This is a genomic window from Pseudomonas eucalypticola (assembly GCF_013374995.1).
Taxonomy (GTDB): Bacteria; Pseudomonadota; Gammaproteobacteria; order Pseudomonadales; family Pseudomonadaceae; genus Aquipseudomonas; species Aquipseudomonas eucalypticola.
Genome location: NZ_CP056030.1, coordinates 2,548,350 through 2,570,861, shown reverse-complemented (window position 1 = coordinate 2,570,861; position 22,512 = coordinate 2,548,350). Strand labels below are relative to the sequence as shown.

Genomic DNA, 22,512 nt, shown 5'->3' with positions numbered 1-22,512 from the left:
CGTTTTTCATGGCAAGCAAGTGCTGGACCTGGAGCTGCCTCGCCGTTGACTACCTGGGTACGCCGGGTAGCCATTGGCCTACGCCGGCGACGAGCTGATCGTAAACCTGCGTTACCTGGGGCACGATAGACACTAGCCGAAGCAGGTCATGAGTAAGCCCCGGCTCCAGCAGGCACTGCACATCGACCCCCGCGCTTCGCAGCCGTTCCGCGTAAGCACGGCCCTCGTCCAACAGAGGGTCCAGCCCGGCGAGCAATACGATGGCAGGTGCCACACCCTCCAGTGATTCGGCAAGCAGAGGCGAAAAACGCCAGTCCTCGCGGTCCGCATCGGTACGGGCATAGTGGCCATAGAACCAGTCAAGCGTTTCATCTTCCAGTAAATAGCCTTCGCCAAAAACCGTGTGGGAAGAGCGCTTGCCACTGGCGTCGGTGACCGGATAACACAACAATTGGCCTTTCAGCCCAAGACCGAAGAATGGCTGCTGCACCGCCCTGATGGCCAAGGCCGCGGCCAGGGTTGCTCCCGCACTGTCGCCTGCAATGATCACCGTCGAGGCGTCGAGGCCCAGGGGGGATCCGTGCTCGCACAGCCACAGCAGCATGTCCTCGCCGTCCTCGAATGCCGTGGGAAAGCGATGTTCCGGTGCCAACCGGTAGCCGACGCCAAGCACGGCACAACCGGTACGCGCAGCCAGCTCGCGACAGACGCCGTCATGGGAATCCAGGCTTCCCACCACATAGCCCCCACCGTGAAAATAAGCAATCACGGGCAGGGTTTGACCTGCCTGCGAGGGTTGCCGGTATTCCCGCACAGTCAATGCCGCGCCATCGCGTGTGGCCAGCCGGTGATCATGAACCGCCAGGTGGGTGGGTACGGACCAGCGCATACGCTGCGAAGCCAGTTCAAACGTTTCCCGCGCCTGGGTAGGAGACAATTGATGGAAAGGCCGGTTGTCCGGGTTCATGGCCGCCAGGTCCAGAAACGCTTCCAGATAAGTATTCAACGTGATGCTCCTCGAAAAAATTCGCGACTCCCGCCCTTAGCGAAGGCGGGAGACGGCCACACAATGGTCGATCAGAACGTGCAATTCGCTCACCAGGAGCGTCATCATCGCGTCGACTGTTTCGGCTCGATAGCGACGTTTGCTGTAGATGCAACGTACCGACAACACACCGTCGTGGACCTGCGCCACAATCTGCAGGTCATTGACCAGGCGCGCTTGTGGATGAACGCTATCCCCCGAGTCTTCGGCGGTTGAGCTGAACAATGCATGGTCCTGCGCCCCAGCGTCGAACAGGCCGAGATAGTTGAACGTCACCTTGGGCTGCGGCGACTCATGCAGGCACTTGCGGACTTCAGGGCTGCCCATGTAGCGCAATACGCCGTAGCCCAGGCCATTGTCCGGTACCGCTGCCAACTGCCGCTGAACAGCGAGAAGCGCAGCGCCCGCCTCCCCTTCGAGGCCGGGTACCAAGCGGACCGGGAAAAGGCTGTTGAACCAGCCCAACGTACGCGAGACATCCACGCCCTCAAACAGGTCTTCACGACCGTGCCCTTCTAGCTGGATCGTTACTGCCGTTTGCGCGCTCAACCGACACAGGGTGCGGGCCAGCGCCGTCAGTAACACCTCGCTGACTTGACTGCGGTTGGCCATCGGCGCGTGCTTGAGCAACAGAGCAGTCTGATCTGGCGAAAGGTGGCGCTGGGCAACGATCTGTTGACTGATCTCGTTGCGCCCGCGTGGGTTGGCGCAGGGCAGTGGCGCGCCTTCGTGGCTCACCTGCTCCATCCACCACTGTGCCTGTTGTTGCTCGATGCGCCCGGCCTCGGTTTGCAGGCGCTGCGCCCATGTCTGGTAACTGCTGGTACGGGCTGGCAACAATGCCTCCCGGGACTGGCGGCAAGCCTGATACGCCGCCTGCAAATCCTCCAGCAGAATGCGCCATGAAACACCATCCATGAGCAAATGGTGCAGCACCAGCAACAACCGCTCCTGCCCGTCCGGCAGTTGAATATGCACGGCCCGCCATAGGGGCGCCTCAGCCAGGTCGAAACTGCGGTGCACCTCATTGGCCAAAACGGTTATTTGCGTTGCATCGCCGACGGCGCGCGACGTCAGGCGATCTTGCTCCTCACCCCTGGTCTCTGCATAAGACTGTACCCAGCCCCCCTCTCGTTGATGAAATTGCAGGCGCAATGCGTCATGATGCTGCTCGACACATCGCAACGCATATTCCACCGCCTTCAGGTCCAACGGCTCCTGCGGCGTGAGCAACAGGGCCTGGTTGAAATGCGCCGGCTCGGGAAGGCTTTGCGCGAACATCCATGCCTGGATGGGAGCCAGGTTGAACGTGCCCTCGACCGCCTGCGTACGGGCCGGCACGCTACCCGGTAGTTGCGCATCAGCGTTGGCGACAATCGCTTCAACCGTCTGGTAACGCAGCAGGTCACGCAGCTTGAGGTCCATCTGCAACTGCGGGTGATTGCGAGCCTGTGAAACGACTTGCAGGCTCAATATCGAGTCGCCGCCGTGCTCGAAGAAGTTGTCGGTAACGCCCAGTTGCTCGGCCTGCAGGACATTCTGCCAGATCTGTAGCAGTATCCCTTCGCGCTCGTTGCGCGGTGCCACGTATTGGCTGTCGGCGAGTTCAGGTTCGGGCAGGCGAATTCGATCGAGCTTGCCATTGGGTGTCAGTGGCAAAGCGGCCATTTCTACCAGATGCGAAGGCACCATGTAGTCGGGCAGCACATCGGCAAGCGCGCGTTTGAGTTCGGCCAGCGACTGCTGCGCCCCAACCACGTACCCGATCAATTGCTTGCCCAAGGGCCCCTCGCGTACCACTACCACCGCATCTCGCACGCCTGACTGTGCCCGCAGGCATGCCTCGACTTCCCCCAGTTCGATACGGAAACCGCGGATCTTCACTTGATGATCCATCCGACCGACATATTCCACGACCCCATCGGGACGGCGTCTTACCAGGTCGCCACTGCGGTACATCCGGGTGCCTTGACCCTGCGGGTCAGGCACAAACCGCTCAGCGGTCAGCGCAGGGCGCCCATGATAACCACGCGCTATACCGTCGCCGCCAATCATCAATTCACCGGAGAATTCCAAGGCCAGGGGGTTGAGTTCATCGTCCACGACCGCCAGGGAACGCAGGCCCACCGCACGACCGATGGGCGCATAGGCCGCCTGGCAATGACTGTGAGCCGGTACTTTCCATAGCAACGGCGTGACCACGGTTTCAGTGGGCCCATAGCCGTTGGTGAAAAACCGAGGTTTGAGTGCAGCCTTGACCTGCTCGAAACTCTGCTCGGGCACAGCATCGCCGCCGAAGCAGTAAATGTGCACAGGCGGCGGCTTGAGCCCGCGGCTGTGCACTGTTTCGGCCAGTTGCTTGAGGTAGGCCGGTGGAAAGCAGGCGATGGTGATTTCGTGCTGCCAGAGAGCCTCCAGGGTTTGCTCGGCGGTCCACAGATCCCTCTCACGCACAACCAACGTGCCGCCACTGGCCAGTACGCTCAAGCACCGCTCCTGCGCACCGTCAAAGGCAAAAGACATGAAGTGTAGCTCGCGGGTTTGCGGTCCCATTTCGTAGAGGTGCGTGATTGCCTGGCAATGTCGACTCAGCGGCCCATGCGTCACCGCGACGCCTTTGGGCTTGCCGGTAGAACCAGAGGTATAAATCAGATAGGCCAGGTTTCGCTCATCCAGGCGCTTGCCCGCCAGGCGTGGCTCGGCCTGGCTCGGTTCGGCATCTGGGGTCAACACACCCAAGTGGTCATGCGCCGGCAAATTTTCGGCAAACCCCGGGCGGGTAACCAGCAGAGACATGCCCGAATCTTCCATCATCCAGGCCAGACGCTCACGTGGGTAGTCCAGATCCAGCGGTACATAGGCCGCTCCTGCTTTCATGACAGCCAGAAGCGTGACCACCAGTTCGACCGAGCGCTGCAAGGCCACCCCAACAATGATTTCCGGGGCAGCCCCGCGTGAGCGAAGGGCATGGGCCAACTTCGTTGAGCGCAGATCCAACTGCGCGTAGCTGATCCGCTCAGTCCCGCAAACGACTGCGGTCGCCGTGGGTCGCAGCACGGCCTGTTCGCCAATCAAGTCGGGTAGCAACTCGTCGCGGTAGCTCGTGTGAGGCTGCGCCCCCCAGTGCAGGGTAGCCTGGCGTTGTGCCGCGGGCAGGTAATCAAGGTTGCCCAATAATGCGTCAGGCTCACGCAGCATGGCTTCCAGCGCGGCCTCCATCGTCTCCCTGATTCCGTCCACCGCAGCTTCACTGAAGCTGTCCCGTAGATAGAGGTACTCGATCATCAGGGTGTCGTTCAAATGCACAGCAAGGTCCATCGGAAAGTTGGTCACCCCCACCTCGTTGGAGTCACCGAACTGGACACCCGCTTCGGGCGCTTCACGTAACCCTTCGTCGATAGGGTAGTTTTCAAAGACGATGATGCTATCGAACAACTTCTGGCCCGGCGCCGCCGACCAGCGCTGAACCTCGTTGAGCGGGGTATGAGACCAGTTGCGCAACTCCAGGTTGTAGGCCTGCAGGTCCCGGAGCCAGTCCTGCAGCCGAGCCTGAGGATCCAGCGTCTGGGAAACGGGTAGCGTGTTGATGAACAGCCCAAGCATCGTATCCGAGTGGGCAAGCCCCTCCGGACGGCCCGCCACGGTGGCCCCGAATGTGACCGTGCGTTTGCCGGTATAACGCTGTAACAACAGCAACCATGCGCCTTGCACGAGGGTATTGGGCGTGATGCGCAACTGGCGGCAGTACTGCTGAAGACGCGCCGTCCAGGTGTTGTCCCGGCGCGTATACAGAGCGTGGTGGCCGCCTTGCACCGAAACGTGACGGGGATGGATCGCCTGGCTCAGCGAGGTAACCTCACTGTTGGCCAGGCTGGCGCGCCAGAAGGATTCTTGACGTGTTTTGTCCTGTGCCTGTAGCCAGGCGATGAAGTCCCGGTAGCTTCCTGTGTCAGCGGTGACAGGATGACCGGAATAATGTTGCATGATTTCGGCGAACAGCCTGGACTTACTCCAGCCATCCATCAACAAGTGGTGGCTGGTCCACACCATTTGGTAGGTCGCAGGATCAAGCTGCACCAATAGCATGCGGTGCAGCGGAGCCTTGGCCATGTCGAAACCCGCCAGCACCTCCTGCCGGGCAAGGTCCTGTACCGCTCCCTGCGCATTCCCTTGTGCCTGCAAGTCAACCTGACGCAGGGGCATCTGCGCCTGTGTGTGTACCACCTGTACTGGCTCATCCAGACCGGCCCAGTGAAAACTTGTGCGCAACATTGCGTGGCGGGCGATGACAGCCGCCCACGCCTGGGTAAACTCCGCTACCTTCAACCCCTTGATCGGCAGGCTGACCTGGTTGATGTACAACCCGTCACCGGCGTCTTCGATCGAGTGAAAAAGCATCCCCTTCTGCGTCGGCGATAATGGGTATATATCTTCGATCTGCGCGGCAGGCACAGGGAGGCTGTCCAGTTGGGCCTGGCTCAACGCACACAGCGGGAAATCGGATGGGGTTACACCTCCCGCCTCTGGCGCCATGCAATGTGCGACCACTTGCTGCAAGGCCCGCAGGGTGTCATCGGCCAGTTGCTGAACGCGCGCCTTGGCAAGGTTCGAGTGGTTGAATACCCAATCGAACCGCAACTGGCCCGCCTGTACCTGTGCGTGAACAGACACCGCTGCGGTGGACAAGGTCACCGCATTGACGGCTTCGAACAAGGCACAATCCAAGGGCGGTTGGTAACTGAAAGAGATTGAGGGTACCGGTAACGCTTCGAGAGCACGCCGCGCCGGCTCGCTACCCAGATAACGCAGCGCGGCCAGGCCTACACCTCTTTCACGCGCCGCACTCACCTGTTCCTTGATGCCCTTGATCGAGGCACCGAGGTCTGAGTGTCCGCTCAACGCAGCCGGGTACTGGCAGGTCAGAGCGCCCACTGTACGATGCAGATCGACACCTTCCAGACGGGCATTACGGTGATCACCCTGCAATAGCACCGCCACCCGTTCGCCGCCTGTCCAGCGGGCAAGGACCGGGGTCAACGCACTCAGCAGCAGGTCCTCGACCTGAGCTCGGTAGGCCAGCGGGGCCTTGTTCAGTAACGCATCGGTGTGCTCCCGCCCCAGCTGCACGAGCACCCGCCCTTCCGGCGTTTGCAGGCTCGAGTCGCCTTCGTCGAGCTCGGGCAGGTCGGTGGTGACCCCCGCCCATTCGGCCGATAGTGATGCCAATATGGCCTGCAGACCTTCGTCCGTCGCGCCTCGTTGCAGACCCTCGGCCAGCGCGGCAACCGAATGAGTCTTTGTCGCCAGTCGGACCGGGTGGCCAGCACATAGCAGCGTATAGACCCTCTCCAGGTCCTGAAGCAGGATAGGCCAGGATGCGGCATCAATGACCAGTGGATGAGCGACCCACAGCAAGCGTTGTGTACCATCGGCCAAGCTTGCCAGCGCGGCACGAGTGACGTGCCCCTGGTGGCAATCGAGGCTTTGCACCAGTTCCTGATGCAATGCGGCCAGCTCAGGCTCCCCCTCCAGTTCGGCACGCCAGAGGAGCGGGGCTTCGTCCCAGGCACTTTGCTGTTCAGCTTGGGTACGAATCCAGGCGCTGCCTGGTTCCCTGAAGGTTGACCGCAACGCATCATGGTGCTGTACCACCACTTCAAGGGCCTGTTGCAAGTGCCCGGCATGCAACGGTTGTCGTGGTGTGAGCAACTGGTAGAGTTCACGGTTATCCGAGCGTTCAAGGCAGGCAAGCTGAGCCGGCAGCAGCTTCACCGGCCCGCTGCATACCCCATGATCGCTGGCCGGCGAGGCATTTGCCCCGTATTCGGCGACCGCGGCCAGCCCTTGCACGGTCTGGTGCTGGAACAGCTGTTTGGGGGTAAAGCGAATTCCCTCGCGTCGCGCCCGACTGACGACCTGAATCGAAATGATCGAGTCGCCACCCAGCTCGAAGAAATTATCGGTAATGCCGACTTGCTGGAGCTTCAACACGGTCGCCCATATGGCCGCGAGGCGCTCTTGCAGCTCGCCCTGCGGCGCGACATAGACGTGCTGACGCTGTGTGACATCGGGCTTGGGCAGGGCTTTTCGGTCCAGTTTGCCGTTGGGTGTCAGCGCAAGTGCCTCGACCTCGATCAAGTAGGTGGGCACCATGAAGTCCGGTAACGACACCTTCAGGTGCGCGCGCAGTTCGTCTTGCACGATTGCATCGGGTTTATCGGCCACGAGGTAAGCTGCCAATTGCTTGCCGTTGACGCCATCGATATCAATCACCACGGTTTCTCGGATACCGGGGTATTCCAGCAACTTGGTTTCGATCTCGCCCAATTCGATTCGCAACCCGCGGATCTTGACCTGGTGATCGAGACGTCCGGCGTAGTCGATCACGCCCCCCGTCCGATACCGTGCCAGATCGCCGGTACGATACAGCCGGCCACCACCCTGCTCACTCTGGTCATAAGGGTCCGGAACGAAACGTTCGGCAGTCAACGCTGGCCGCCGGTGATAGCCCCGCGCCAGGCCAGTACCGCCCAGGTACAACTCGGCCGATACCCCCTGGGGAACCGGCAACAGACAGCGACTGAGAATATGAGCCTTCAGGTTATCGATGGGTACCCCGATCGGCACGCTACCCTTGACATGGGGCTGACAGGTCCAGTGAGTCACATCGATGGCGGCTTCCGTCGGACCATACAGGTTGTACAAACCACTCGCGGGCAGGCGCTTCAGAACTTGTTCGGACAGATCCGCCGGCAACGCTTCACCGCTGCAGATCAGCCGCGTGATGCTGCTGCATCGCTCCACATGCTCAGTGCCCATGAATGCCTGGAGCATGGAAGGCACAAAGTGCAGCGTCGTAACATTGCGAGCGCAAATGATTTCAACCAGGCGTTCGGGGTCACGATGATCGCCTGGCTGGGCCAGCACCAGTCGGGCGCCTGTCAATAGCGGCCAGAAGAACTCCCAGACCGACACATCGAAGCTGAAAGGGGTTTTCTGCAAGACCGTGTCGCTGGCGTCCAGCCCGTAGGCGTTTTGCATCCACCACAGCCGATTGACCAGCGCCTGGTGCGAGTTGCCGGCCCCTTTAGGCTTGCCGGTTGAACCGGAGGTGTAGATCACATACGCCAGGTGCGCCCCAACGTTCAGCTCTTCGGGATCAGCATCGCTATAAGGTTCCAACCCGCGGCCATCTGCCTCTACGACCAGGCTCTCCACCAGGTCGGGAATCGGCAGTTGGTCCACTAAGCCAGCCTGGGTCAACAACAGGCCGATACCACTGTCCTGCATCATGTACGCCAGTCGATCGCGCGGGTATTCCGGGTCGAACGGAACATAAGCCCCACCGGCCTTCAGAATTGCCAACAGCCCGACGACCATTTCCATTGACCGCTCCATGGCGATCCCCACCAGCACATCCGGCCCGACACCCCGAGTTCGCAAGGCGTGCGCGAGTCGATTGGCGCGCTGGTTCAACTGAAGGTAACTCAACCGGTGCTCGCCAAACAGCAAGGCAGTGGCATCCGGTGCTCTACCCACCTGTGCCTGGATCAAGCCGTGGACGCTGTGTGCATTCGGGTACGGAGCAGCGGTACGGTTCCACTGCTCGATCATCAGGCGCTGCTCCGACTCGTTCAGCATCGAGAGCTCTTCGATCCGCTGCTGAGGCTGCTCGGCGATGGCTCGCAACAACTGACACCAGTGCTCGGCCATGCGCTCGATGGAAGCCTTGTCGAACATCGCGGTGGCGTAATTGAACTCGATGCCCAGACCGTCGGTGCGCTCCAATGTGTTGAGGGTCAGGTCGAACTGCGCCGTTTGGCGCTCCCATGTGATGCCTTCCACCGATAACCCGGGCAAGCTGCGGCGCGTGGCTTGAGCCTGCGTCTGGTGGTTGTACATGACCTGAAACAAAGGGCTGTGGCTGAGACTGCGTTCCGGATGCAGAGCCTCCACCAATTGTTCGAACGGCAATTCCTGGTACGCTTGCGCAGCCAGCACCGTGTTCGCGACCTGCGTAAGCAAGCCGCTGAAGGTGGTGTGGGGATCAAATTCGGCTTTCAACACTTGAGTATTGACAAAGAAGCCAATCAAGCGCTCGGTCTCGACGCGGTTGCGGTTGGCGATAGGCACGCCAACGCGAATCTCATCCTGCCCGGAATAGCGGTGCAGCAGCGTCTGGAAACTGGCCAGCAACAGGGTGAATAACGTTACACCTTGCTGGTGGGCGCAGTGTTTCAGGGCCGCGCCCAGGTCCTGGGGAAGGTCAAAACCCAGGCTGGCACCGGTAAAGCTTTGCATGACCGGGCGGGGTCGATCGGTTGGCAACTCCAGCACCGGGTGCTCACTGCCCAGCACCGATTGCCAATAGGCGAGTTGGCGCTCCTGCTCCCCGGCCTCCATCCAGTGCCGCTGCCAGATGGCGTAATCAGCGTATTGAACGTGCAAGTCCGGGAGGTTCAACGAAGCGCCTGCATGGAAATGGGCGTAGAACTGGATAAGCTCATCGACCATGACCTGCATGGACCAGCCATCGGTGACGATGTGGTGCAGTGTCAATAGCAACACATGGTCATCAGGCCCCAGGCTCAGCAGCTTTACCCGAAGCGGCCATTCGTTCTCCAGGTCAAAGGGTTGGTGTACCTCCGCCTCCACCCACTGCTTGAGTTGCGGCCCAATGCTGTCCTCCTCGCGCCACTGGGCGGATTCGACGCGCAGGGCAAATTCACCGACGGGGTGAATGATCTGCACCCACTGCTCTTCGGCCTGCCCGAAGGTAGTGCGCAATGTCTGGTGGCGCTCTATGAGTGCCCGGAAACTGTCCCGCAGCGCATCAACATTCAACGACCCTTTCAGCCTGAGCGCAGTGGGCATGTTGTAGGCGCAGCCTTGCGGCTCCAACTGCCAGAGAAACCATTGGCGCTGCTGGGCATAGGACAGGGGAATGCGCTCATAAAGCGCTTTCACCGCCGGGATCGGCAAATTGGCCGGCGAAATATTCTCGGCGTGCATTTTTTCCAGGTACACCCTGCGCTTGGCAAGCGGCAGGGTCACGAACCGCTTGGCGATATTCAGCGCGACATCGGTACTCATTCAATCACCTCAAAATCCTCAAACAGCATATCCAGGCGCTGCAGTTTTTCGTCAAAGTCGCCAGTGCTACCCATGGTCTCGATGTGGGCGGCGAAATCAGCGAGCACCGGGTACTGGAACAGCGCAGCCGGCTCAACCGTCAGCCCAAGGGCCAATTGCAGGCGTGACAGGACCGACAGGGCTAACAACGAGTGCCCGCCCAGCTCGAAGAAGTTGTCGTTAAGCCCCACCCTGTCGAGGTTCAGGAGTGGCGCCCAGATCCCAGCTATCTGCTGCTCGAGTTCGCTGCGGGGGGCGACATAGCCTTGCTGCGACTGAGCAGCATCCGGTGCAGGCAGGGCCTTGCGGTCGAGCTTGCCATTGGGTGTCATGGGCAGCGCTGGCAGCCATACCCAGTGCGCGGGAATCATGTAGTCAGGCAGGCTTGTTCGTAGCCGCTCACGCAGATCGTTGTTCAGGGCCACGAGTTGATCGGCCCCGGGTACCTGTTCGGCAACCGGCACCAGGTAGGCTGCCAGTTGCTTGCCACCGGCAGCCTCGATATCCACCACTACCGCGTGCCGGATGGCAGCTTCGGCAACGAGTCTGGCTTCAATTTCTCCCAACTCGATACGGAACCCGCGGATCTTCACCTGATGGTCGATCCGGCCGACATACTGGAGCAGCCCATCCGGGCGATAATTGACCAGGTCACCCGTTCGGTAAAGCCGCCCCCCACCCTGTTCACTCCCCTCATGGGGGTCGGGCACGAAGCGCTCCGCGGTCAGTGCTGCACGTCGCTGATAACCTCGAGCCAGACCATCGCCGCCAATCAGCAATTCGCCGGTTACACCCACGGGTGTGGCGCTGAGGTCAGCGCTCATGACGTGCAGCGAGGTATTGGCAATGGCAGTGCCCAACAGAGGCTCACGGTGATGTGGGTCCAGTCGATGGGCCGCCGACCAGACTGTGGTTTCAGTTGGACCATAGAGGTTCCACACACACCCGCCCAGCTGCAGCAACTGCTCGGCCAGGTCACGAGGCAAAGCCTCACCTCCGGTCAACACCTTGCACCCGGCCAACACAGAGCTCGGCACATTTTCCACCAGCATTCGCCAGGTAGACGGTGTGGCTTGGACCGTATTGACACGGTATTGATCGAGCACCGACTGCAGTGCCGCGGGGTCCTTGTTTTGCCCATCGGCCAAGAGCACCACGGACGCCCCGGCCAGTAGCGGGCCATAGAGTTCCAACGCGGCAATATCGAAGGAAAGCGACGTCAGGGCCAACACCCTGTCGGTTGACTCGATACCGGGTTGCGAGCTCATGCTGGCCAGGAAATTGACCAACGCCTGATGGCGCACCTCCACGCCTTTGGGTTGGCCGGTCGAGCCAGAGGTATAGATACAGTAGGCCAAGTGTTCGGGATGTATCGTCACCTCCAGGTTGTCGCAGCCATAACCCTGTAATTGATTCCAGTCGGTGTCCATGCACCAGGCTTGAATACCACTGGCGGGCAACTGGGCACGAAGGTGGCTGAGCGTCAGTAACAGCCTGGCGCCACTGTTTTCCAGCATGTAGGCCAGGCGATCGCGGGGGTATTGCGGGTCCAGGGGAACGTAGGCGCCGCCTGCCTTGAGGATCGCCAGCAGGCCTACCACCATCTCCACCGATCGCTCCACGGATATCCCCACGAGTACATCTGGGCCGACCCCCAGCTCACGCAACTTTGCCGCCAGTTGATTCGCTCGAGCGTTGAGTTGCTGATAGCTCACCGTCTGCTCACCGAAAAGCAACGCTGGCGCATCGGGGGTCGCGTGCACCTGAGCTTCGAACAGATGGTGAACGCAACGATCCTGAGGGTATGGGCTCTGGGTTGGACGGTGGCCGATGGCCCGTTGCGTATCGTCAGCATCGCGCATTGGCAGCCTGCCGACAGGGGTCTGCGCATTCACCGCGAGGGCGGTCAACAGGCAATTGAAGTGCTCGGCAATCCGGCGCACGCCCTCTTCGGTGTAGAACGCTCGATCAAAGAGGTAATTGATCGACAACTCCTGACCCAGGCCAATCATCAGCGTCAGCGGATAGTTCGACTGCTCGCGAACCTGGGTGCCAGCAAAGACAAGACCCGACGTCGCCCCCCGCTGCAGTGCTTCGGATACCGGGTAGTTTTCAAATACCAGCAGGGTGTCGAACATTCCCTCACCGGCCACCCCTGCCCAGCGCTGAATGTCATACAAAGGCGTGTGCTCGAATTCACGCAGGCTGATATTTTGCGCTTGCAGGTGCTCAAGCCATTCCCCTACCCACTGGTCTGGCCGCGGGTTGCCAACCACGGGCAAGGTATTGATGAACAGCCCCAATTGCTGTTCCACGCCACGAAGCTCCGCAGGGCGACCGGCTACCGTGGCACCAAATGCAACCCCTTGCTGACCGGTGTAGCGCTGCAGCAGAAGCAGCCATGCAGCTTGCACCAGCGTATTGACGGTGACGCGTTGCTGGCGAGCAAAACGACTCAGGGCCTCGGTGTGCTGCGCATCGACAACATGCCGATATTCCGCTTGCCCCTCACCCAGCGCCGTGTCGTCCTGCCAGAGTGCCTGGGCCAGTCGCGTTGGCTCGTTCAAGGGCGCCAGTTGCTGGTGCCAGAATGCCTCACGCTGCTGCGCGTCCTGGCGGTGCAGCCACTCGATATAGTCACGGTAGCGGCCGACCTGCCCATTGATCGTCCCGCCCCCGTAACTGTGCAGTACCTCGCCCAGCAATTGAGTGTTGCTCCAGCCGTCCATGAGGATGTGGTGGTTGGTGTAGATGAGGTGATGCTGACCTTCCGCAGTTTTCACCAGGGTCAGGCGCAGCAGCGGTGCGTCCTGCAAGTCAAAACCGTGCACACGGTCGGCAGACGCTTTTTCCTCCAGAGCTTGCTCAAGCGATGGATGGCCGCTCCAGTCCAGCTCCACGAAGGGTAACCGTGCCCCCTTGCGCACTATCTGCACCGGGTGCTCGAACTGGGTCACGAAACCGGCACGTAGTACCTCATGGCGTTCGAGCGCAAGCTCCCAGGCTCGCTTGAAGCGCAGCGGGTCCAGGCCGGTGACATTCACCCGCATCTGGTTGATGTAGTTCCCACGCTCCTGCTCATAGACCGAGTGAAAGAGCATGCCTTGCTGCATGGGCGACAGCGGATAGATATCCTCGATGTCGCCCGCGGCAATTGGCAGGCTGTCCAACTGCTGCTGGTTCAGGCCTGCCATCGGTACGTCCGATGGCGTCAGGCCGCAAACACTCGGCGTGAGGCAGTGATCGATCAGTGCCCGGAGTTCGCGAGCGTACTCATCCGCCAAATGCTGGACGACCTGCGAATCGAACATCTCACTGCTGAAGGTCCACCCCAGGCTTAGCTCACCCTCGAACACTTGGCCATTGATCAACATCCAATTGCTCAAAGGGGCCGATGCCGATTGACTGCGCCCCACGCTTTCAGTGGCAGGCAGGAACAGGTCAGCAGCCATCTGGGCTTGCTGCGCTTGGGGAGCGGCGTCGAATTGGCCGAGGTAATTGAACGTGATTCTTGGCACCGGCAGTTGCTTGAGCGCCTGGTCCGCCTGCTCTGGCCCCATGTACTGCAATACACCAAAACCGATGCCTTTGTCAGGGATGGCGCGCAGCTGTTCCTTGATCTGCTTGATCGAGGTGTCCAGCGACGAGGCGGCGCTGAGCTTGACCGGGAACAGGCTGGTGAACCAGCCCACGGTGCGGGTCAGGTCGACGGTGTCGAACAGCTCTTCGCGGCCATGGCCTTCCAGTTGCACCAGCACGTCATCGCGCTGGGTCCAGCGGGCGATGACCCGGGCCAGCGCCGTCAGCAACAGGTCGTTGACCTGGGTGCGATACGCGGCCGGGGCCTGTTGCAGCAGAGCTCGGGTAGCCTGCTGATCAAGCCGCGTCTGAACCGTGCAAGCGTAAGTCCCTTGCAGCGAACCTTCTGGGTTGTCGCACGGCAGGTCGGCGCTGGCGCCTTCCAGCTGGGCGTGCCAGTAGGCCCGTTGCGCTTGTAGCGTTTCGCTGTGGGCATAGGTTTGCAGGTGTTCGGCCCAGGCCTGGGTCGAGCTGGTCTTGGCCGGCAGCTGAAGGGCCTGGCCAGCGTCCAGCTGCTGGTAGGCCGCTTGCAGGTCTTCCAGCAGGATACGCCAGGACACCCCATCCACCACCAGGTGATGGAGAGCCAGCAGCAGGCGCTGGCTACCGTCGGCCAAGGTGGCCAGCACCGCCCGCAGCAGCGGACCTTCCTGCAGGTTCAGGCTGGCCTGGGCCTCGTTGCACAGGGCCTCCAGTGCGTGCGCGTCCTTGACCTCGCGTTGCCACAGCACCGGCTGCTGGTCCACGGCCCGATAATGGGCCGTCCAGGTGCCCGCGCTTTCGACGAAGCTCAAGCGCAGGGCGTCGTGGTGCACGATCAACGCCTGCAGCGCCTGCGCCAGGGTATCCCCGTTCAACGCCTGCCCCGGCTTGAGCAGCAAGGCCTGGTTCCAGTGGTGGCGTTGGGGAATGTCCGATGCGAAAAAGTGCTGATGAATCGGCAGCAGCAAGGCCTCGCCCGTCACCGGCCCCTGATCGATCTTCAGGCTGTCGGTGTCACCTTGCTTGGCGACCGAAGCCAGGCCCTGCACCGTCTGGTGCTGGAACAGTTCCTTGGGGGTGAAGCGGATGCCAACCTGACGCGCCCGGCTGACCACCTGAATCGAAATGATCGAGTCGCCGCCCAGTTCGAAGAAGTTGTCGGTGAGGCCGACTTTCTCGACCTTGAGCACATCGGCCCAGATGGCCGCGATCTGCCGTTCCAGCTCACTTTGCGGGGCCACGTATTCATGCTGCTGGGCGCTGACATCCGGCGCCGGCAGCGCCTTGCGGTCCAGCTTGCCGTTGGGCGTCAGCGGCAGCGCGTCCAGGGACACCAGATGCGCCGGCACCATGTAGTCCGGCAACGTGGTCTTGAGGTGTTCGCGCAGCCCCTGGACGTCGCCGTCGGCCACCAGGTAGGCCACCAACTGCCGCCCGCCAGGGCCCTCGATGTCGACCACTACCGCCTCGCGCACCGATGGGTGAGCCAACAGCGTGAGCTCGATTTCCCCCAGTTCGATGCGGAAGCCGCGAATCTTCACCTGATGGTCGATGCGCCCGACGTACTCGATCACCCCGTCCGCGCGGTAGCGCGTCAGGTCACCGGTGCGGTACAGGCGGCCACCGCCCTGGGCGCTGGTGTCGAACGGGTTGGGCAGGAATTTCTCGGCAGTCAAGGCCGCACGGCCCAGGTAGCCTCGCGCCAGACCGGCACCGGCCAGGCAGAACTCCCCTGCCCCACCCACCGGCAACGGGTTGCCAGTGCCGTCCAGTACGTAGCCGGCGCTGTTGGCGATGGGGCGGCCGATATTGGCCTGGCCACCGGCCTCGCGGCGGGTGCAGGTGGAATAGGTGGTGTCCTCCGAAGGGCCGTACAGGTCATGGACGTGCTGTACATGGCCCAGGCCGTAGAGGTTGTCCACCAGCGCCTGCTTGAGCGGTTCGCCCGCCAGGTTGATGATGCGCACGCTGGCCGGGATCTGCCCGGCATCATGCAGGGCCTTGATGGCCGACGGCACGGTGTTGATCAGGTGCACGCGGTCCTTGGCTGCCAGCAGTGGCAGCGCCAGGGCGTTTTGCGCGATGACCGCGTAGCCGCCGGCCGACAGGGTCACGAACAGCTCCCACACCGACAGGTCGAAGCAGATCGAGGTACACGCCAGCACGCCCTTCAGGTCGTCCTGGCTGTATACCGTGTGTGCCCAGCCGATCAGCGCAGCGATGTTGCGGTGCTCGATCAGCACGCCCTTGGGCAGCCCGGTGGAGCCGGAGGTGTAGATGCTGACGGCCAGGTTCTGCGGGGCGCTGAGGGGGGTGAGGTTGTCGCTGGCAGAGTCCTGCAGTGCCAGGGTATCGAGCAGCACGAGGTGGGCCGGGGTGTCTTGAGGCAGGTGCTGTAGCAACGACGCTTGTGACAGCAGTACCCGTGCCTGGCTGTCTTGCAGCATGTAGGCCAGACGTTCCTGCGGATAGGCCGGGTCCAGCGGCACGTAGGCGCCACCGGCCTTGAGAATGGCCAGCAGGCTCACCACCAGGTCCAGGCCACGCGCCAGGGCCACGCCGACCAATACATCGGGGCCGACGCCCAGTTCGCGCAGCTGACGGGCCAGTTGGTTGGCACGGCCATTGAGTTGCTGGTAGGTCAGTTCTTGCTCGCCATGCACCAGCGCCACGGCATCCGGGGTGCGGGCCGCCTGGGCTTCGACCAGCTGGTGCACGCACTGCTCGGCCGGGTAAGGCTGCGCGGTACGGTTCCAGTCGACGAGGATCTGCTGTTGCTCATCAACGCTCAGCATCGCAAGTTCGGCAATGCAACGCTCCGAATCTCCCACCAAGGACTGCAGCACCTGCGCGAAATGGCTGGCAATTTGCGCCACACCAGCATCGCTGAAATGGTCACGGTCATAGCTGTAATGGATAGACAGCGTCTCACCCAAACCCATCAGCAGCGTCAGGGGGTAGTTGGTCTGCTCAAGGTGGTGCGTACCTGAAAATTCAAGCCGTGCCGGGGCACCTTGTTGCAGCGCTTCGCTGACCGGGTAATTCTCGAACACCAGTAGCGTGTCGAACAGGCCCTCGCTGGCAGCACCAGCCCAGCGCTGGATCTCAGACAGTGAGCTGTGTTCGTACTCGCGCAAGGCCAGGTTCTGGGCTTGAACCTGCTCGATCCACTCGCTGACCCGCTGCTCGGCACGGGGACTGGCAATGACCGGCAACGTGTTGATGAACAGCCCCAACTGTTGCTCGACGCCTTTAAGGTCTGCAGGGCGTCCGGAGACGGTCGCGCCGAAGGTCACGCAGGCCTGCCCGGTGTAGCGCTGCAGCAGCAGTAACCAGGCGGCCTGCACCAAGGTGTTGACTGTTACGCGATGCTGTCGGGCAAAGCTGTTGAGGCGGGCTGTCTGCGGTGAATCAATCACCTGCAAATGCTCGGCGTGCCGAGTGCCTGAAGCGAGGTCGTACTTGGGCATGGCTTGCGCGAGAAGCGTAGGCCCCTGAAACGAATTGAGCTGCAGTTGCCAGAAGGTCTGCGTGTGGACGGGGTCCTGCGCATGCAACCAGCCGATATAGTCACGATAGCGCCCAGGCTGGACCGCATTTGGCACCGCCCCATAGGCCTGCAGCACTTCACCCAGCAGACGCGAGTTGCTCCAGCCGTCCATGAGAATGTGGTGGCTGGTGTAGACCACATGGTGGGTATCGGTTGCAGTGCGGATGACGGTGATCCGGATCAGCGGATCGCGCTCCAGGTTGAAACCCTGGGCACGCTCCGCCTCGACCCAGGTATCGAGCGCCTGCTCGATGTTCGGCGTACCCTGCCATTCCAGACGCGTGAACGGCAGCTTTACCTGCTTGCGGATCACCTGCAACGGCTGCTCGAAGCCGTTGACGAAGTTGGCGCGCAGCACCTCATGGCGGTCCACGGCGGCTTGCCACGCGGCCTGGAAACGATCCACGTCCAGGCCCTTGACGTCCACCCGCATCTGGTTGATGTAGTGCCCGCTACCCTGCTCGTACAGGGCGTGGAACAGCATGCCCTGCTGCATGGGCGACAGCGGGTACAGGTCTTCGATCTGCGATGCCGGGATGGCCAGGCTGTCCAGCTGCGCCTGACTCAGCTGGGCCAGCGGCACGTCCGATGGGGTCAGGCCGGCGTGCCCGGGCTCGATGCAATGGGCTACCAGCGCCTGGAGTTCCTCGGCGTAGTCGGCGGCAAGCGCTTCGATGGTCGCGTCGTTGAACATCGCGCGGCTGAAGGTCCAGTTCAGGCTCAGTTCGCCGCCATAGACCTTGCCGTTGACCGCCAGCCAGTTGGCCAGCGGCGCTGTTTCGCTCTGGCTGGCGCCGGCCAGTTCCATGGCCGGGGTCAAGAACGCGCTGTCGCCTTCGGCGAAGCTGCCGTCGAATTGGCCCAGGTAGTTGAAGGTGATGCGTGGCACCGGCAGTTGTGCCAGGCCCGGTTCGTCACCCAGGTAACGCAGGGCACCGAAGCCGATGCCTTTGTCAGGGACGGCGCGCAGCTGTTCCTTGATCTGCTTGATCGAGGTATCCAGCGATGAGGCGGCGCTGAGCTTGACCGGGAACAGGCTGGTGAACCAGCCCACGGTGCGGGTCAGGTCGACGGTGTCGAACAGCTCTTCGCGGCCGTGGCCTTCCAGTTGCACCAGTACGTCATCGCGCTGGGTCCAGCGGGCGATGACCCGGGCCAGCGCCGTCAGCAACAGGTCGTTGACCTGGGTGCGGTACGCGGCCGGGGCTTGTTGCAGCAGTTGGCGCGTCAGGGTGGCGTCCAGTCGGGTGTGGGCGTTGCCCGCATGAATGCCCTGCAGCGAACCTTCTGGGTTGTCGCACGGCAGGTCGGCGCTGGCGCCTTCCAGCTGGGCGTGCCAGTAGGCCCGTTGCGCTTGTAGCGTTTCGCTGTGGGCATAGGTTTGCAGGTGTTCGGCCCAGGCCTGGGTCGAGCTGGTCTTGGCCGGCAGCTGAGGGGCCTGGCCAGCGTCCAGCTGCTGGTAGGCCGCTTGCAGGTCTTCCAGCAGGATACGCCAGGACACCCCATCCACCACCAGGTGGTGGAGGGCCAGCAGCAGGCGCTGGCTACCGTCGGCCAAGGTGGCCAGCACCGCCCGCAGCAGCGGACCTTCCTGCAGGTTCAGGCTGGCCTGGGCCTCGTTGCACAGGGCCTCCAGTGCGTGCGCATCCTTGACCTCGCGTTGCCACAGCACCGGCTGCTGGTCCACGGCCCGATAATGGGCCGTCCAGGTGCCCGCGCTTTCGACGAAGCTCAAGCGCAGGGCGTCGTGGTGCACGATCAACGCCTGCAGCGCCTGCGCCAGGGTATCCCCGTTCAACGCCTGCCCCGGCTTGAGCAGCAAGGCCTGGTTCCAGTGGTGGCGCTGGGGAATGTCCGATGCGAAAAAGTGCTGATGAATCGGCAGCAGCAAGGCCTCGCCCGTCACCGGCCCCTGATCGATCTTCAGGCTGTCGGTGTCACCTTGCTTGGCGACCGAAGCCAGGCCCTGCACCGTCTGGTGCTGGAACAGTTCCTTGGGGGTGAAGCGGATGCCGACCTGACGCGCCCGGCTGACCACCTGGATCGAGATGATCGAGTCGCCGCCCAGTTCGAAGAAGTTGTCGGTGAGGCCGACTTTCTCGACCTTGAGCACATCGGCCCAGATGGCCGCGATCTGCTGTTCCAGCTCACTTTGCGGGGCCACGTATTCATGCTGCTGGGCGCTGACATCCGGCGCCGGCAGCGCCTTGCGGTCCAGCTTGCCATTGCTGGTCAGTGGAAACGTTTCCAGGAACATCAAATGCGCAGGCACCATGTAGTCCGGCAACAGTGCCTTGAGATGCTCGCGCAATTGGTCGCGCAGTGTGCCGTGATCTTGCGCAGCCTGCCCCTGCGTCAACAGCAGATAGGCTGCCAGTTGCTTGCCGCCGGGGCCGTCGATGTCCAGAACCAGCGCCTCGCGAATGGCCGCATGCTCCTGCAATTTGGCCTCGATCTCTCCAAGTTCGATGCGGAAACCGCGAATCTTCACCTGATGGTCGATGCGTCCTGCATACTCGACCACGCCGCTCGCGCGGTAGCGTGCCAGGTCACCGGTGCGATAGAGCCGCCCCCCGCCTTGTTCGCTGGTATCAAAGGGATCGGGAATGAACCGCTCGGCCGTCAACGCCGCCCTGCCGTGATAACCGCGAGCCAGGCCTGCCTGCCCCACGTGAAGTTCGCCATTGCAGCCAGGGGCAGTCACGTTCAGGTGGTGATCCAGCAAGTACCAGGACAAGTCCGGTATCACCTCGCCGATCGGGCTGACGCCTTCCTGCACCAGGTCGGCACGGCTCAGCGGACGGTACGTCACATGCACCGTGGTTTCGGTGATGCCATACATGTTGATCAATTGGGGTTGCTGGTCGCCAAAACGCTCGAACCACGGACCCAGGCTGCCTACATCAAGCGCTTCACCGCCAAACACCACGTAGCGCAAGGCTAGCCCATGCTGGCTCTCGCAGGCCAGCGGGATCAGTTGCTTGAACGCCGAGGGGGTCTGATTGAGCACGGTCACGTGTTCCCGCACCAGCAACGCATGGAAATCTTCGGGCGAACGTGCCACATCCTTGGCCACGATCACGGCCTTGGCACCGTGCAGCAGCGCCCCGAACAGCTCCCATACCGAGAAATCGAACGCATAGGAATGGAATACGCTCCATACGTCCCGCTCATTGAACTGGAACCATCCCTGTGTAGCCTGGAACAAACGCATCACGTTGTGATGGGGCAACAACGTGCCCTTTGGCTTACCCGTGGACCCCGATGTATAGATCACGTACGCCAGGTTCTCAGGCCGCGCAAGATTGATCGGGTTGGCATCGCTGTAACCAGGAAACGCCGTCAACAGCAGGCTTTGTACGCCGGAAGGCACGGGAAGTCGCGCCAGCACGTGTTCCTGGGTCAGCAGCAACTGGATGCCGCTGTCGGCCATCATGTAAGCCAAGCGCTCATGCGGATATTCAGGGTCCAGCGGTACATAGGCGCCGCCGGCCTTGAGGATCCCCAGCAGGCCGACCACCATGTCCAGGCTGCGCTCCACGGCGATGCCCACCATGACATCCGGTCCGACGCCCTGCTCACGCAATTTATGCGCCAGCTGGTTGGCGCGCTGGTTAAGTTGCTGGTAGGTCAGGACCTGTTGTTCGAACACAACGGCGACGGCATCGGGCGCCCGGGCAGTCTGTGCCTCGATCAGCTGGTGCAGGCACAGGTCGGCCGGAAAGGTCCGCGGTTCAGGATTCCAGTCATTTATGACCTGCCCACGCTCCTGAGCATCGAGCAACGGCAGCTCTGCGATGAGTTGCCCAGGCTGCTTGACGATCGCCTCGAGCAGGTGACGCCAATGCCTGGCGAGTGCCTCGATGGTCCGTGGTTCAAACAACGCGGTGGCATAGCGCAGCGAAGCACCGAGATCATGCTCATACTCGAAGGTATCAAGGGTGAGATCGAACTGCGCAGTGGTGATGCCCCAGTGAAGCCCCTCTACGGTCAAGCCGGGCAGGCTGCGGCTTTCGCCTTTCACTTGGGTCTGGTGGTTGTACATCACCTGGAACAAAGGGCTCTGGCTCAGACTGCGCTGCGGGTGGAGCGCCTCTACAAGCTGCTCGAACGGCAGATCCTGGTGCGCTTGCGCGGCCAGCGATGTGTGTTGCACCTGTTGCAGCAGTGCCGTGAAAGTGGTCTGCGGATCGAACTCGGCCTTGAGCACCTGGGTGTTGACGAAAAAGCCGATAAGCCTTTCCGTTTCCGCTCGGTTACGGTTGGCGATGGGCACGCCCACACGCACGTCATTCTGGCCGGAGTAACGGTGTAGCAATGCCTGGAAGCTGGCCAGCAGCACCATGAACAGTGTTACACCCTGTTGTTTGGCAAGCTGTTTGAGTTGCCGGACCAGTTCGCGATTCAACTCGATGCTCAGCGTGGCTCCGGCATAACTCTGGTTCGCAGGGCGGGGATGATCGGTGGGTAACTCCAAAACGGGATTGTCGCTGCCCAGTTGCGCCTTCCAGTAGGCCAGTTGTCTGTCCTGCTCTCCCGCCTCCATCCACCGGCGCTGCCAGATGGCATAGTCGGCATACTGGATGGGCAACGCAGGAAACTGCGCCGGCCGACCGGCACAAAGGCCTGCATAACATTGCACGAGTTCATCGACCATGATGGGCATGGACCAACCATCTGAAACGATATGGTGCATCGTCAGCACCAGCACATGCTCATCAGGTGCCAGGCGCAACAGTTTTACGCGCAGCAGAGGCCCCTGCTCCAGATCGAAAGGCCGCCCGATCTCCTCCTCGACCAGTACCTTGAGCAGGGTTTGCGGGTCACGGCCATCTGTCGGCAGGGGGGCCACTTGCAGGTCAAAGGGAGACGTGGGGTGGACGACCTGAACCGCCTGTCCATCCAGCAGGTGAAAGGTAGTGCGCAGCGTCTCGTGACGGTCGATCAGCTGTTCGAAACTGGCGCGCAAGGCGTCCAGGTTCAATGCTCCCGACAACCTCAGGCCAACCGGAATGTTGTAGGCGTTACCCTGCGGGTCCAGCTGCCACAGGAACCACTGACGTTGTTGCGCGTATGACAGTGAAAGCGTCTCCCCAAGGTCCCTTGGGGAGATAGGCGTGACTCCGTATAAGTTGACTCCTTGGCGCTTAAGGAGTTGGGCTAGAGCCTGACGCTCTTTGGTGGACAACGATTTTACGGAGTCGAGCAACGCTTGCACTGAAAT

Annotated in this window: 3 protein-coding genes; all 3 read right to left on the bottom strand. The window is 61.8% G+C overall.

All coding sequences use genetic code 11. The features are described 5' to 3' along the window. Positions 1-49: 49 nt before the first annotated feature. From HWQ56_RS11600 to HWQ56_RS11590, 3 genes are read right to left on the bottom strand one after another with little or no spacing between them, the layout of a single operon-like run. Positions 50-1,012 carry an alpha/beta hydrolase gene (locus HWQ56_RS11600; RefSeq protein WP_233270911.1) on the bottom strand — a complete coding sequence of 321 codons (963 nt, stop codon included), beginning with the start codon at positions 1,010-1,012 and terminating at the stop codon, positions 50-52. 30 nt (positions 1,013-1,042) lie between these two features. After that, a complete protein-coding gene (locus HWQ56_RS11595; protein WP_176570567.1) occupies positions 1,043-10,138 on the bottom strand; it encodes a non-ribosomal peptide synthetase in 9,096 nt (3,031 codons plus the stop codon). Next, the gene (locus HWQ56_RS11590) at positions 10,135-22,506 is read right to left on the bottom strand and encodes a non-ribosomal peptide synthase/polyketide synthase (RefSeq protein WP_245217839.1); all 12,372 of its coding nucleotides are present in this window, start codon (positions 22,504-22,506) and stop codon (positions 10,135-10,137) included. Before HWQ56_RS11590 ends, HWQ56_RS11595 begins: the two co-directional genes overlap by 4 nt. Positions 22,507-22,512 lie beyond the last annotated feature (6 nt).